General features: G+C 49.7%; 10 protein-coding genes and 3 pseudogenes. 2 read left to right on the top strand and 11 right to left on the bottom strand.

Going from position 1 to position 14,099, the window contains the following annotated elements; all coding sequences use genetic code 11:
- Position 1: 1 nt before the first annotated feature.
- Both speA and M3090_RS15980 read right to left on the bottom strand, forming a co-directional pair.
- On the bottom strand, positions 2 to 1,894 hold the full coding sequence (gene speA / locus M3090_RS04035) for a biosynthetic arginine decarboxylase (protein ID WP_249054105.1): 1,893 nt from the start codon (positions 1,892 to 1,894) through the stop codon (positions 2 to 4).
- 401 nt (positions 1,895 to 2,295) lie between these two features.
- Positions 2,296 to 2,858 (bottom strand): annotated as a pseudogene (locus tag M3090_RS15980) (IS982 family transposase); the annotation flags it as partial.
- A gap of 503 nt (positions 2,859 to 3,361) precedes the next feature.
- On the opposite strand from M3090_RS15980, the gene M3090_RS04045 reads away from it, so the two are divergent.
- Positions 3,362 to 4,168 (top strand): WG repeat-containing protein, encoded by an 807-nt coding sequence (locus tag M3090_RS04045; RefSeq protein WP_249054106.1) that lies wholly within the window; start codon positions 3,362 to 3,364, stop codon positions 4,166 to 4,168.
- A gap of 243 nt (positions 4,169 to 4,411) precedes the next feature.
- Here M3090_RS04045 and M3090_RS04050 read toward each other — a convergent pair whose 3' ends face one another.
- From M3090_RS04050 to M3090_RS04085, 8 genes and pseudogenes are all read right to left on the bottom strand, one after another.
- Positions 4,412 to 4,579 (bottom strand): hypothetical protein, encoded by a 168-nt coding sequence (locus M3090_RS04050; protein WP_249054107.1) that lies wholly within the window; start codon positions 4,577 to 4,579, stop codon positions 4,412 to 4,414.
- Between the two features lie 51 nt (positions 4,580 to 4,630).
- Positions 4,631 to 4,882: a hypothetical protein gene (locus M3090_RS04055; protein WP_249054108.1), complete on the bottom strand. Its 252-nt coding sequence runs from the start codon at positions 4,880 to 4,882 to the stop codon at positions 4,631 to 4,633.
- Between the two features lie 175 nt (positions 4,883 to 5,057).
- Positions 5,058 to 5,225 carry a hypothetical protein gene (locus M3090_RS04060; RefSeq protein WP_249054109.1) on the bottom strand — a complete coding sequence of 56 codons (168 nt, stop codon included), beginning with the start codon at positions 5,223 to 5,225 and terminating at the stop codon, positions 5,058 to 5,060.
- A gap of 271 nt (positions 5,226 to 5,496) precedes the next feature.
- A pseudogene (locus M3090_RS04065) lies at positions 5,497 to 5,713 on the bottom strand (transposase); the annotation flags it as partial.
- Positions 5,714 to 5,932: 219 nt separating this feature from the next.
- Positions 5,933 to 6,226 (bottom strand): annotated as a pseudogene (locus M3090_RS04070) (glycosyltransferase family 2 protein).
- A gap of 151 nt (positions 6,227 to 6,377) precedes the next feature.
- Positions 6,378 to 6,914: a shikimate kinase gene (locus M3090_RS04075; protein ID WP_249054194.1), complete on the bottom strand. Its 537-nt coding sequence runs from the start codon at positions 6,912 to 6,914 to the stop codon at positions 6,378 to 6,380.
- A 253-nt stretch (positions 6,915 to 7,167) separates the two neighbouring features.
- Complete coding sequence (locus M3090_RS04080) at positions 7,168 to 8,406, bottom strand: acyloxyacyl hydrolase (RefSeq protein WP_249054110.1); 1,239 nt, start codon at positions 8,404 to 8,406, stop codon at positions 7,168 to 7,170.
- Entirely contained in the window at positions 8,390 to 9,406 is a 1,017-nt protein-coding gene (locus M3090_RS04085; RefSeq protein ID WP_249054111.1) for a hypothetical protein, read from the bottom strand. Before M3090_RS04085 ends, M3090_RS04080 begins: the two co-directional genes overlap by 17 nt.
- A 323-nt stretch (positions 9,407 to 9,729) precedes the next feature.
- On the opposite strand from M3090_RS04085, the gene argS reads away from it, so the two are divergent.
- Entirely contained in the window at positions 9,730 to 11,523 is a 1,794-nt protein-coding gene (argS, locus tag M3090_RS04090) for an arginine--tRNA ligase (RefSeq protein ID WP_249054112.1), read from the top strand.
- Between the two features lie 126 nt (positions 11,524 to 11,649).
- On the opposite strand, the gene topA is transcribed toward argS, so the two are convergent.
- Positions 11,650 to 14,022, bottom strand: coding sequence for a type I DNA topoisomerase (gene topA / locus M3090_RS04095; RefSeq protein ID WP_249054113.1), 2,373 nt, complete (start codon positions 14,020 to 14,022; stop codon positions 11,650 to 11,652).
- Positions 14,023 to 14,099: the final 77 nt, after the last annotated feature.

Consider the following 14,099-nt stretch of genomic DNA (forward strand, 5'->3'; position numbering starts at 1 on the left):
CTTATTCTAAATAAGTATATCCATAAAGTCCGGAACGGTAATTGGACAAAAACTCCTTACCTTCTTCCAACGAGATTTTCCCTTCTTTCACCGAATGAGACACCCATGTCTCCAATGTACGCACCAGTTTCTTGGCACTGTACTGCACATAGTCCAACACTTCAGCCACCGTCTCACCATCTATCACCTGGTCTATGGTGTAGCCTTTGTCATTGACAGAAACATGCACAGCATTCGTATCGCCGAAGAGGTTATGCAGGTCTCCCAGAATCTCCTGATAAGCACCTGTCAAGAACACCCCCATGTAATAGGGTTCCTTGGCTTTTATGGAGTGGACAGGCAAATAATGCGATACATTCTTGGCAGTGACGAAATTGGCAATCTTACCGTCCGAGTCGCAAGTGATGTCCTGCAATGTCGCCTCGCGGTCGGGCTTCTCGTCCAAGCGCTGGATAGGCATAATAGGAAATATCTGGTCAATGGCCCAAGTATCGGGCAACGACTGGAAGAGAGAGAAGTTGCAGAAATACTTATCGGCCAACAGCTTCGGAAGTCCGCGCAACTCGTCGGGCACGTGCTTCAGCCCGCCGGCAATCTGGTTCACCTCGCGCATGATGCTCCAATACAGACGCTCAATCTTGGCCCGCGTCTGCAAGTCCACAATGCCGTGGCTGAACAAGTCAAGAGCCTCTTCACGAATCTGCTGTGCATCATGCCAAGCCTCCAGCATCCGGTTCTGGTTCAGCTTGTCCCAGATATCATACAGCTCGCGCAACAATTCATGGTCATTCTCCGTCACCTCGTCCTCGTCGTCCCATTCCGGCAAAGTAGCCGTCTCCAGCACCTCGAAGATAAGCACCGAATGATGAGCCGTCAGCGCGCGTCCGCTCTCCGTGATGATATTGGGATGCGGGATACCTTTTTTGTCGCTGGCATCTACCAACGTAGAAATGGAGTCGTTGACATATTCCTGGATAGAATAGTTCACACTGCCCTCGCTGTTGCTGGAGCGCGTACCGTCATAATCCACACCCAGTCCACCACCAATATCTACAAACTCGACGGCAAAGCCCATCGAGTGCAACTGCACGTAAAACTGCGACGCCTCGCGCAAAGCCGTCTTGATGCGACGTATCTTCGTAATCTGGCTGCCGATGTGGAAATGAATCAGCTTCAGGCAATCCTTCAGGTTCTTTTCTTCCATGAAATCAAGCGCCTCAAGCAATTCGCTGGAACTCAACCCGAACTTGCTGGCATCGCCGCCCGAGTCTTCCCACTTGCCACTGCCCGACGAAGCCAGCTTGATGCGTATGCCTATGTTGGGACGCACACCCAACTGCTTGGCCATGCGGGCAATCAGACGCAACTCATTCAGCTTTTCCACGACCAGGAAGATGCGCTTGCCCATCTTCTGCGCCAGCAAAGCCAGTTCGATGTAATTCTCATCCTTATACCCATTGCAGACGATAATAGAATCAGAGTCCATATTAATGGCAATCACCGCATGCAACTCAGGCTTCGAACCAGCCTCCAGCCCCAAATTGAACTTCTTGCCATGGCTGATGATTTCTTCCACCACAGGTCTCATCTGGTTTACCTTGATGGGATAGACCATAAAATTCTCGCCCTTGTAGCCATACTCTTCAGAAGCCTGCTTGAAACAGCTCGAGATTTTCTCAATGCGGTTGTCGAGGATATCCGGAAAACGCACCAACATGGGAGCCGTGACATCACGCAACTGCAACTCGTCTACCAGCTCTTTCAAATCGACGGCCACATCGTCCTTGCGCGGCGTCACCACCACATGACCCTTCTCATTGATGCTAAAATACGAAGTGCCCCAACCGTTGATGTTATACAGCTCTTCCGAATCTTCAATACGCCATTTTCTCATTTTCTGTTACTTTGCTGTTGTTAAATCATTTTAGTTTCCCGGCAAAGGTACGCATTTACAAAAAGATAGGAAAGAAGTATCGACATTTTGTTGGCAAGGCACCTTGAAATTAAACGAATATCCGCATCATACCAACGTTGTGGCCACCGTCTATGTCGTGCATGAAGGAGGCGAAGCAAGCAACAAGGAAAGGAATCAAGTTACTTGATTTCTCTTCTACTCCTCACCTGAGGGAAGACGAAGACTGTTTAACTGACCATTATTACTATTTAACGTGAGTTCGATATAATTCAAAACATCACAAGTTGCCTGTCTTTGACAAAACAAAGGTCAATAGCGGGCTTCTCTTCAAAAAAGCAGTATACAGCTATGCAGAAAGCAAGTTGGCAATGAAATTATTGAAACCAGGTTTGTTTCAACGGTTCACGGTCATCCACATTTCCGGGTGTGAACATGAAATTGAGGATTTCTCCCTTTGTCATTGATAATCAGGTGCAGTTTGAAGCCGAAGAATCACCTCATGGAACATTTTCCACGCTGTGCAAGACCTTCAAAGGTTTTGTGAATCAAGATGCGCTGGTTACGACATACCCGTAAAGGAGTGGAATCCACGAAACTAATTCCGGTACAAATACCCAGCAAGACCTCCTTGATGAAAACGGTCAGTTGTAACAGGACTTCCTTCCCCAGTTCCACAAAACGGTTATAGGACACACGACTGGGGAAGAGGTGCGTCAGATGCTTGCAGACATATTCTTTGTAAGTAACGCTTGAAGCATCTGGAAACCTCCCGAGCGGAACAGAATCATGATGACCATGATTCCGCATCGCTCATCCAGTTAGGCTTATTCCGATACTTATGATTCTTGTCGTCAACCAGATATTTTCCTTGTACTTCGGCAAATTCTTTGCAAAAATCATCCGCCATACAATAAATCTCTGTAACTTTGGCTTTCGAGAACATAGTGCTAATTGCTTAAATGTTATAATTGAGCACTACAAATTTGATGTTCTTATTGCTATTTTCCTAATTCTCAAACGAATATTTTTACTCCTTATATCGAACTCACGTGAATTTACGTTTGATTCGGCAGAGGGAATGGTGAAACTTGCGGCGATAAAAATGTTGTTGAACAAAATCTAAACAGGCTCTTTGAAAAATATCAATTCTTGAGCATCGCTTTTTTTCGAAAAATCCTATCTTTGCAGCATTAACCCTAAAAAGTGAACAGCGAATGAAGTAAAAGTATAACAAAGACATATTAGAAAAAGAAGTGTTTGCTTCTTGCTCGAAGTTATTCGAAAAATCGCCAATTAGAAGAATATGCCCTCAAAAGCAAGAGTGAATGCCTATGTCGCCAAGTGTGGACTTTCCTTGTTTGCATGATTATAGGCGTTTGGCAATGCCTCCAAATGGTTATAGGCCAAGTTGATATTTTTTATAGTATGACAATTTAAAGGACAAATATGACTGATCTTATAAATCGCATAAAAGAACTGCAGCAAAAAAATATAAAGATTTTAATTGATCCAAGAGAAGTTTTTCTATTCCCAAGAAACTTATTTAGACTAAAAGAAGTACTACCTATAATTCAGCACCATAAATATGGATTCATGGATAAAAAAGGCAATATTGTCATACAGCCCATATACGATGATTTCAAGGGGGAATTCTCTCGTATTAAGACTTCTATTTGTGTCAAGAAAAAAAATAAATGGGGTATAATTACATTAGATGGTCAGACTATTGCAGATTTTGAATATGACTTCATTTTCCCGAGTATAGTAAACTATGCAAATTATCAGAAAGTCTGCCCATATTATAATCAATTATATACCGTTTGCAGAAAACACCAATGGGGTATTTTGAAAAATGACGGTAGTATATTTGTAGAATTCGGAAAATACGATTGGATTGATGGATATGATTCGGGACTGGCCAGAGTAAAGAAAAAGGATAAATGGGGAATGATTGACTTTATGGGACAGATTGTTATACCTCTTAAATATGACAATATTTGGAATTTCTACGATAAAGGTAGGATTGATACCATAATAGAACAAGGAGATGTTCAGCATACAGTATTATTTAAAGATTTACTTTCCAAATATAATATTGAGTTCATAAACAATGAGTTTGATATGATTGATTTTGAAATTGCTGAAATCAATAAAACTCTTACAGTCCGTTCTGTTCAATCTATAAATGAAAATACATATAATGAGAATTTAGATTTTGATCAACAAGACCCTGAATTTTGGGATTCATTTTAGAGCTTATCATTTCAATTTTAAATGAATATCCGCATGTTGCCAATAAGCCAATCACATAGGATGATACAGATAGGAGGTGCCACATTCTTGCGGCATATGCATGGTAAACACACCGCAGGATGCGGTACCTCCTACAGTCTATTTGGCAATTTGCAAACATTCTTTATAAAATAAGAACCGTGGTTATCTCGTTAAATCTGTGTCATCTGTATGCCATATACACCTTTAGGATAAACTAAAGAACTATTGCAAACTTGTCAAGACCGGGTTCTCCAAATAATTGAAGAACCGGTGTACTTTACTTGGTTTACGCGGGTCGAGCATCTGAGGAGAATCCAAATCAAACGTAACGATTTGGCGCATGTCTTCTGCCGAAAGTTCAAAATCCCAAACGGACCGGTTCTCTTCCATACAGTTGAAATGGACGGACTTCGGAAAGACGCTTACACCTCGCTGAATATTCTACCGGAGGATGACTTGCGTTACCGACTTGCCATGTACTTCCGCGCTTCCTTTCAGCACGGAGTTGGTGAATATGCCGTTCATGCCTTCGGCAAAAGGTGCCCATGCTTGCGGCGCAATCCCATATTCTCGTAAAATCGCTAATTCATCTTCCCTTTGGTAAAACGAATGGAGTTTCAGTTGGTTTACCATCGGCTTGATTTCTGCCGTATAGCACAGGTCGATGATACGGTCGCTCTGGAAATTGCTCACACCATTGGATATGCTCTTTCTCCGACCCGTCTGTTATTGACAGATGTACCAAACGGCTTTCGGGAGTAGCGCCATGCCAATGCTTCACATTGGGGAAGGTCTTGATGACATCTCATTTTTTTCATCAACTGCTTTGGCTTCCCTTCTTCCTGATAATACCCCTCGCCATCCAGTATCAGCAACACTTGAGAAGCATCGGGATGGATATGCCAGTCATTATGGCTGCCTGCCTCGAACACCACAACTGACCGATGTCATAGCCCGTGTTCCGAAGCAATCCGGATATATAGACATCGCCTGCATAATGCTCGGATATGACTTTCTGTCCGGGTTGGAATATCATGTCTTTATCCTCCTTCCCGGTATCAGACACAACATTTTCCGTATATTGAACCAATGTCGGCATTCAAGAAGAACATTGATAACAAAATGAAAATTGCACTTAACCTTGAAATTTGCATACTTCATATTATTTAACGTGAGTTCGATATAATTCAAAACATCACAAGTTGCCTGTCTTTGACAAAACAAAGGTCAATAGCGGGCTTCTCTTCAAAAAAGCAGTATACAGCTATGCAGAAAGCAAGTTGGCAATGAAATTATTGAAACCAGGTTTGTTTCAACGGTTCACGGTCATCCACATTTCCGGGTGTGAACATGAAATTGAGGATTTCTCCCTTTGTCATTGATAATCAGGTGCAGTTTGAAGCCGAAGAATCACCTCATGGAACATTTTCCACGCTGTGCAAGACCTTCAAAGGTTTTGTGAATCAAGATGCGCTGGTTACGACATACCCGTAAAGGGGTGGAATCCACGAAACTAATTCCGGTACAAATGGCGGGCGGGATGCTGTCGCGGTTCAATTCTTGAGCTGAAATAGTGGCTATCCCATACATGAAAATTGAAAGAAAAATGATAATATTGTGTTTCATAAGGCTAAAGATTTTATGAAGAATAAGCTATAAGGATTTTTTTAGTTCTTCTTTTACCGGTAAATGCAAATACACCTTTATCGGTCAGTTTGGCGCCAGAACAGAAAGAAAAAGTCTTCAGACACACGGCAGATAAGCTATGTAAGGGTATTTGGCTGCATCGATCCCCCGATTGAGCGCTTGTCCCAATCCTTGGTTAGTTTCATTTTTTATATAAGCAACGCGCTTGTCTTCTAAATAATCAGTGATGAACTACTCTGTACAGTCCGTACTCCCATCGTTTATGATAATGAGTTCGAAGCAGGGATATGTTTGCATCATTAAACTCGCTATGGCACGACGAATGAAAGATGCTTGATTATAAACAGGCATTAAAACAGAGAACTGAATGTTGTCACTTATGTGCTGCATAGCAATAGTTAGATTAATTTGCCAAACTGCCTATTATATTTTCTGCATGCACAAATTTATCGATTATTCCTCAAAGACCCAAATTGGAGTTAACAAAAATGTAAGTTCTTGGTTAAAAATTCTTTTTGATTTTGGCCGTCACTTCGCCTCCTTATCCCTTCTTCAGACCCAGCACTTCCCTCAGCCGCTCCACCGACTCGTCAATCTGCTGGAGGCTTTCCAGCCGGCTTCCGTCAAACCGGTAACGAGCCTTCTCATAATAAGGCATCCGCCTGGCCAGCGCCTCGCTGATGAAAGCCCTCAATTCGGCATCCGACTTGCCCCGCAGGATAGGACGCTGCGCCGTAGCCACCCGCAAACGGCGGAACAAAGTCTCTTCGTCCACATCCAGAAAGACCGTCTGCCCCTGAGCGTTCATATAGTCCATGTTGTCGAAAAAGCAAGGCGTCCCTCCCCCCGTCGAGATGACCACGTTCTCAAAATCTCCCACCTCGTGCAGCATTTTCTGCTCCAGGCGCCGGAAGCCATCTTCCCCGCGCTCGGCAAACAACTGGCTTATCGTCTGGTGGAACCTCTCTTCCAGGTACCAGTCCAGATCGATAAACGACAAGCCCAACTCACGGGCGAAAGCCTTTCCCAAAGTCGTCTTGCCGGCACCCATATAGCCGGTCAAGAATATACGTACCATCATTTGCTCTGCGTTTGTGTGCAAAGGTACGCATTTGCAGGAAGATGCAAAAGGGAAAGTCTTATTTTATTCCCATTCTTTCAGCAAATAAGCACAGAGCGTTCAAATATCCTTACTTAATGTCCCTATTTCCGCCCGGACCAAAGTCCTACCAAAGTCGTTCCAAAGTCGTTCCACGTTCGAGTCCTTAGAAACGGAAAAAATACGAACAAAGAACGAATTTGGATATAACCGTTCCGGACAAAGACAAGGCTTATCTGCCTCCGAAACGGAAACCAAGGCCCAACATCAGGTTGTTCGGGTCTTTGAACTTGTAGAGCTGATAACCCACGTGCAGGAACAGACGGCGGGTCAGGTCTGTTTTCAGGGCCAGAATCTGGTAAAAGGAATTGGTGTCCACTCCACGGCAAAGCAAGTTGCGGCCAATGCCAAAATTGATGGAGAAGATGGGCATCACGATTTCCGCCCGGGCAGAGAGGCCTACGGCAAACTGCTCGATGAAAGGCGGACGGTGGAAGCGGATGTTAGCTGCATCGGGCGTTTCTTGAGTGTTGGCGATATGGGCGCCGATGTTGGCACTTTCGTCATACTGGGCATCCAGCGACAGGCCGGCGCGGAAACAAGGGCTGAAATTGTACATAGGGGTAAAGTTGAAGCCTGCGATAGCAAACGAGCCGGGCACCAGCACCGGTGAACTGTCCTCGGGAAATATCCCTTTACGGCGGGTAGCGCCATAGAAGATAAGGTCGTAGCTGAAGTAAGGCTTGAAAGAGACGGCCCGCGGAATGGAAACGGACGAAGGGGCTGCTTCTTCCCGCCTCTGGCCGGAACCGAAACGGCGGATGATGCCGATACTGCCTTCCAGCGTGTTCACTCCCCCATTGGGATAGTTCGTGTTGCCATTCGAAAAATGGGTCACACCTATGCCTGCCCTCAGGCTGGTTCGCGAGTCCAGTTGCCAGCAAAGCAGCAGTCCCAGGTTGATATAGGCATTGATGCGCGAACCTACGATGCTGTTCATCGGATTGTCTGTCGCATCATATTTCTTCCAGCCCCAAGACACGCCGAAGTTCCATTCGTAATCCAACGACAAACGCGGGCTGAACGCGGCAATCTGCGACGTCTGAAAGACATAAACGGCCAACGGGTTTCCCAACTCCGAGGAATTGAAAAAGGTATTGTAGCTCACGCCGATGCCTTGTATGGCATGGGGATAGACTTTTCCAAAATAACTGTCCGGAGAGAAGCGGAAGCCGTACTTCAAGTGGCCGGACAAGTTCGTCCGTATCGGCTTTTGGGCAGCGTTCTGCCCATCCAGGAAAGAATGGGTAGGAAACGTATAGGCCGGACGAAAGTCCAGGCCAAGGTAATGGGTCGGCTTGCGCGAGGTGCTGTCGTTTGGAGCCGTGGCGCCGGCACACGGCAAAACGGCCAGGCACAAGAAAGCAGCCAGCCAAAGGCAGCATAGTTTCAGCTTAATCACGTTCCTCATAAGTGTCGGTCTGGTCGGTTCGGGTGATGAAATGTTCCGGGGTCGGACAGTCGCTGTACAGCGTCCCGCTGAAGGTGCGCGTCCTCCCGTTCTCGGGATTGGAGCAGTAGACGGTGTAGGGGACGCTGTAATCCACAATGCCCACGTAGACGTCGATGCGTTGGTGCTTGCCGCCGGGAACGCCCACAAGACGCGATGCGTCCTTATCCAAGTCTGTCTCCAACTGCTGTTCTTGGATGCCGAAGGCCACGCGGGTGTCTTGCATCACCGGCTTCCCGTCCACGACGTCGGGGATAGCGATGGTGGGCAGGGGCTGGCCCAACAGGCGGGTGTAGTGCGTTTCGTCCCAAACAGGGCCGGGCGAGAAGAAACTTATCTTCCGCCGGATGTCCCGAAAGGGGTAGACCGTCCACCAAACCGTGTCGCTCCCCTGGCGGTTGTCTATGGTGAATGAGGCCACTTCTTCAACAGTGTAGTCGTGGGTAGAGAATTGCTTCCAGTCGTAGGCCACGCTGTCCACGCGATACTTGCCCGTGGGCAGGGCCGAGAGGCTGATGGTCTTCTCTTCGTACTCGTTGCCCACAGCGAGGGTGATGTCGACGGGGTTGTCGTAAAGGTTTTCATGGAGATACATCTCCAGTTCACGCCTGCTTTCTTTGCGGACCTCGAAGTCGAAGTAGTCACTGCGGAAGCGGACGATGCCCGTGGCTCCCTCGGCAAAGGGGAAGTTCCGGCTGTTGCCGTCAAGGTCGGTGGAGTAGACGTCAAGGTTGTTGGGCAGATAGTAGGCGTTGCGTATGCCCCAGTTATCGGCTTCAAAGGAGATGGTGACGCTCTCCCCGACCCCGGCGAGGGACACGGCCGGCGGTTCGCCGGGCAGAAAGTCGTCGATGAAGACATCGCTGTTGCAGGCGCCCGCCAGAAGTGCAATGGCCAGACAGGCCAACGGGGCGGCAAGCCGCAGGCGGAGGGATTGCAAGGTTCGTTTGATGGCAGTCATCGGATGCATGTGTTTGTTGGTGTTATCGTCGGCAAAGGTAAGATATTATTTTGTTCACACTTTGTTTTCCCTGCCTTTTATTCCGTGCGGAAGGGATATTTCTCTGCTATTAACATAAATACACATTCCGCTCCCCGCGTTAACAGTTATTGGCTGTTGCACTAACATTTAGTGCAGGGTGCACTAAGCGTTCGAGCAGAGTTGCCCGAACGTTTAGAGCAGGGTGCCCGACGGTTTCGAGCAGCTTTACCCGCCGGGGGCATGCTATGTCGTTTTTTTGTATTACCTTTGTCGCCACAGAGAAACAGTTTATATCACCACTCATGAAGATAGAAGAAAAACTGACCGCCGCCGTCGTGAGCGGCCTCAAGGCACTCTACGGGCAGGACGTGCCCGCCAAAGATGTGCAGTTGCAAAAGACCAAGAAAGAGTTTGAAGGACACCTGACGCTGGTTGTCTTCCCCTTCCTGCGCATGTCGCGCAAGGGGCCCGAACAGACGGCGCAGGAGATTGGCGAATATCTGAAGGCCAATGAGCCCGCCGTGGCAGCCTTCAACGTCATCAAAGGCTTCCTGAACCTCACCGTTGCCTCCTCCGCCTGGATTGAACTGCTGGACGACATCCACGCCCGGGAGCACTACGGACTGACCGCCGCCACGCCCCAGTCGCCCCTGGTGATGATAGAATATTCGTCGCCCAACACCAACAAACCCCTCCACCTGGGACACGTGCGCAACAACCTCCTGGGCAATGCCTTGGCCAACATCATCGCCGCCAACGGCAACCGCGTGGTCAAGACCAACATCGTCAACGACCGTGGCATACACATCTGCAAGTCCATGCTGGCCTGGCTGAAGTACGGCAACGGAGAGACACCCGAATCTTCCGGCAAGAAGGGCGACCACCTTATCGGTGACTACTACGTGGCTTTCGACAAGCACTACAAAGCCGAGGTGAACGAGTTGATGGAGCAGGGCATGACCAAGGAAGAGGCCGAAGCCGCCTCGCCCCTGATGAAAGAGGCCCGCGAGATGCTGGTGAAGTGGGAAGCCGGCGACCCCGAAGTGCGCGCCCTGTGGAAGAAGATGAACGACTGGGTGTACGCCGGATTTGACGAGACGTACCGCATGATGGGCGTCAGCTTCGACAAGATATACTACGAATCCGAGACCTACCTGGAAGGCAAGAAAAAAGTGCTCGAAGGCCTGGACAAAGGTCTGTTCTACCGCAAGGAAGACGGCTCCGTGTGGGCCGACCTGACGAACGAGGGCTTGGACCACAAGCTGTTGCTCCGTTCAGACGGCACGTCAGTTTACATGACGCAGGACATCGGCACCGCCGAACAGCGCTTCGCCGACTACCCCATCGACAAGATGATTTACGTGGTGGGCAATGAGCAGAACTACCACTTCCAGGTGCTCAGCATCCTGCTGGACCGCCTGGGCTTCGAGTGGGGCAAGAGCCTGGTACACTTCTCCTACGGCATGGTGGAACTGCCCGAAGGCAAGATGAAGAGCCGCGAGGGCACCGTGGTGGATGCCGACGACCTCATGGCTGAAATGATTGCCACCGCCCGCGAGACCAGCGGCGACCTGGGCAAGCTGGACGGACTGACGAAGGAAGAAGCCGAAGAAATCGCCCGCATCGTAGGATTGGGCGCACTGAAGTATTTCATCCTCAAGGTGGACGCCCGCAAGAACATGACGTTCAATCCGAAGGAATCCATCGACTTCAACGGCAACACGGGTCCCTTCATCCAATACACCTACGCCCGCATCCGCTCCGTGCTGCGCAAGGCCGCCGAGGCTGGCATCACCCTGCCCGACACGCTGCCCACAGGCATCGAGCTGAGCACCAAAGAGGAAGGCCTCGTGCAGATGCTGGCCGACTTTGCCGGGGTGGTGCGACAGGCTGGCACAGATTATAGTCCCTCGCTCATCGCCAACTACTGCTACGACTTGGTGAAGGAGTACAACCAGTTCTACCACGACTTCAGCATCCTGCGCGAAGAGAACGAGGCCGTGCGCCTGTTCCGCCTGGTGCTCTCCGCCGAAGTGGCGAAGATGGTGAAGCTGGGCATGGGCCTGCTGGGCATCGAGGTGCCGGAGCGGATGTAAACAGAAACGGCTGCAAGCCAAGAGAAATAAATAAGGCGCGGATTGCGCGCGGGCTTCACGGATGTTTTTATAGCTTCCGTGCTCCCTGCGCAATCCGCGCCTTCGTTTGTTTTTGTTCCCTACACTCTATTTGCTTGCCTTCACGGGCTTTTCTTTCTTCTGGGCTTTGGGCGTGCGTTTCTTGCGTGTAGAACCTTTTTCTTCCTGCAATTTTATCAGCTCCATGCACGATGCCAGGCTAAGGTCGGCCGGTTCGATGCCCGCAGGAATCTTGTAGTTATTGCCTTTATACGCTATGTAAGGACCGTAACGCCCGTTCATGATTTCGAGTTCGGGCTCTTCGGCAAACTGCTTGATATGGCGCTTGGCCTCTTCTTCCAGTTTGTTCTTCAACAGTTCTGTGGCTTCTTCCAACGTAATGCTCATAGGGTCCATTTCTTTCGGCAGGGTGACATAGATGCCCCGGCCGTGTACGTAAGGTCCAAAGCGTCCGGAACCGACAGTGACAGGTTGGCCGTCGTAATCGCCCAATGTACGCGGCAGTTTGAACAGGTTCAGGGCTTCGTCCAGCGTGATGGTCTCAATGGATTGGTCTCTGCCCAACTGGGCGAACCGTGGTTTTTCGGTCTCACCGGCTATTCCAATCTGTACCACAGGGCCGAAACGGCCTATCTTGACCGATACTTGCTTACCGCTCTTGGGGTCGGTGCCCAACACACGTTCGCCGGCCTTGTGGACGCTTTTAGCGGCCAGCGTGCTTTCCACAGAGGGATGAAACTTGTCGTAGAAGGTGTGCAAGACGCCTGTCCATTTCTTGTCGCCTTCGGCTATCTCGTCGAATTGTTTTTCCACGGTGGCGGTGAAGTTATAGTCCAAGATGTCGGGGAAGTATTCGGTCAGGAAATCGTTTACGACAAGCCCCGTGTCGGTGGGCAACAATTTGGACTTTTCCGCGCCGACCACTTCGGTGCTCATCGTATCCGTGATGTTTCCGTCTTTCAGGCAGAGGACGTTATAAGGACGTTCTTCGCCGGGCTTGTCCCCTTTCACCACGTATTCGCGCTGCTGTATGGTGGAGATGGTGGGGGCGTAGGTAGACGGGCGTCCGATGCCCAGTTCCTCCAGTTTGCGCACGAGGCTGGCCTCGGTATAGCGTGGCGGATGCTGGCTGAACCGTTCGGTGGCGGTGACATTGCTGCAAGTCAGTTGCTGTCCTTTTTCCAGAGGCGGCAGCAGTCCGGCTTCGTTTTCGTGGTTTTCCTGTTCTTCGTCCAGCGAATCGCGGTACACGCGCAAGAACCCGTCGAATTTCACCACTTCGCCCGTAGCTGTGAAGGCGTCGCTTCCTTGGTCGGTGCTGATGGTGACGGTTGTTTTCTCCAGCTCTGCGTCAGCCATCTGCGAGGCGATGGTGCGCTTCCAAATCAGTTCGTAGAGTCGTTTCTCCTGATGCGTCCCTTCTATCTTGGGGTTTTGCATGTTGGTGGGGCGGATGGCTTCGTGCGCTTCTTGTGCTCCTTTGGTCTTGGTGGCAAAGTGGCGCGTGCAGACGTAGCGTTCGCCCATCAACCGGGTGATGGTTTCGCGGCAACCGTTCAGGGCAAAGGTGGACAGGTTGACCGAGTCGGTTCGCATGTAGGTTATCATTCCGGATTCATAAAGGCGCTGTGCTACCATCATCGTCTGAGCCACGGTGAATCCTAATTTGCGGGCTGCTTCTTGTTGCAGGGTAGAGGTGGTGAAAGGGGCAGAAGGACCTTTGCGCAAGGGACGGGTGGTGATGTCGCTGATGGTAAAGACGGCCGAACGGCAGTGTTCCAGGAAAGCTTTTGCTTCGGCCTTGTCTTTGAAGCGGCGAGGCAGCTCGGCTTTCATCTCTACTGGTTTTCCGTCGGCATCGGGCACCAGAAAGACGGCTGTCACGCGGTAGGCCGCCTCGGTCTTGAAGGCGTTGATTTCGCGCTCGCGCTCTACGATGAGGCGCACGGCTACGGACTGCACGCGTCCGGCCGAGAGGGCCGGTTTGACCTTGCGCCACAGCACGGGCGACAATTCGAAGCCTACGATGCGGTCCAGCACACGACGGGCCTGCTGGGCGTCCACCAGGTTGAGGTCTATGCTTCGGGGATGTTCGATGGCGTTCAGTATGGCGTTCTTGGTGATTTCGTGGAACACGATGCGCTTGGTATGTTCCGGGGTCAGCTTCAGCACCTCGTAAAGATGCCACGCGATGGCTTCTCCTTCGCGGTCTTCATCGGAAGCCAGCCACACGGTGTCCGCCTTGGCGGCTTCTTCTTTCAGTTGGCTGACCAGGGCACGCTTATCGGCAGGTATTTCATATTCGGGCTTGAAGTCGTGCGCCAGGTCTATACTGAATGCTTTCTTCTTCAGGTCCCGTATGTGTCCGTAACTGGACAGTACCTTGAAGTCTTTCCCAAGGAACTTTTCGATGGTTTTTGCTTTTGCCGGAGATTCGACGATGACAAGGTTCTTCTGCATAAAATTCTTCGTTATTAATGACTCTTTCCATTGAATCCACGGCAAATGTAGGAAAAAAAGGAGGTTATTACCTTATA

The organism is Bacteroides sp. ET71 (assembly GCF_023336905.1).
Classification (GTDB): Bacteria; Bacteroidota; Bacteroidia; order Bacteroidales; family Bacteroidaceae; genus Bacteroides.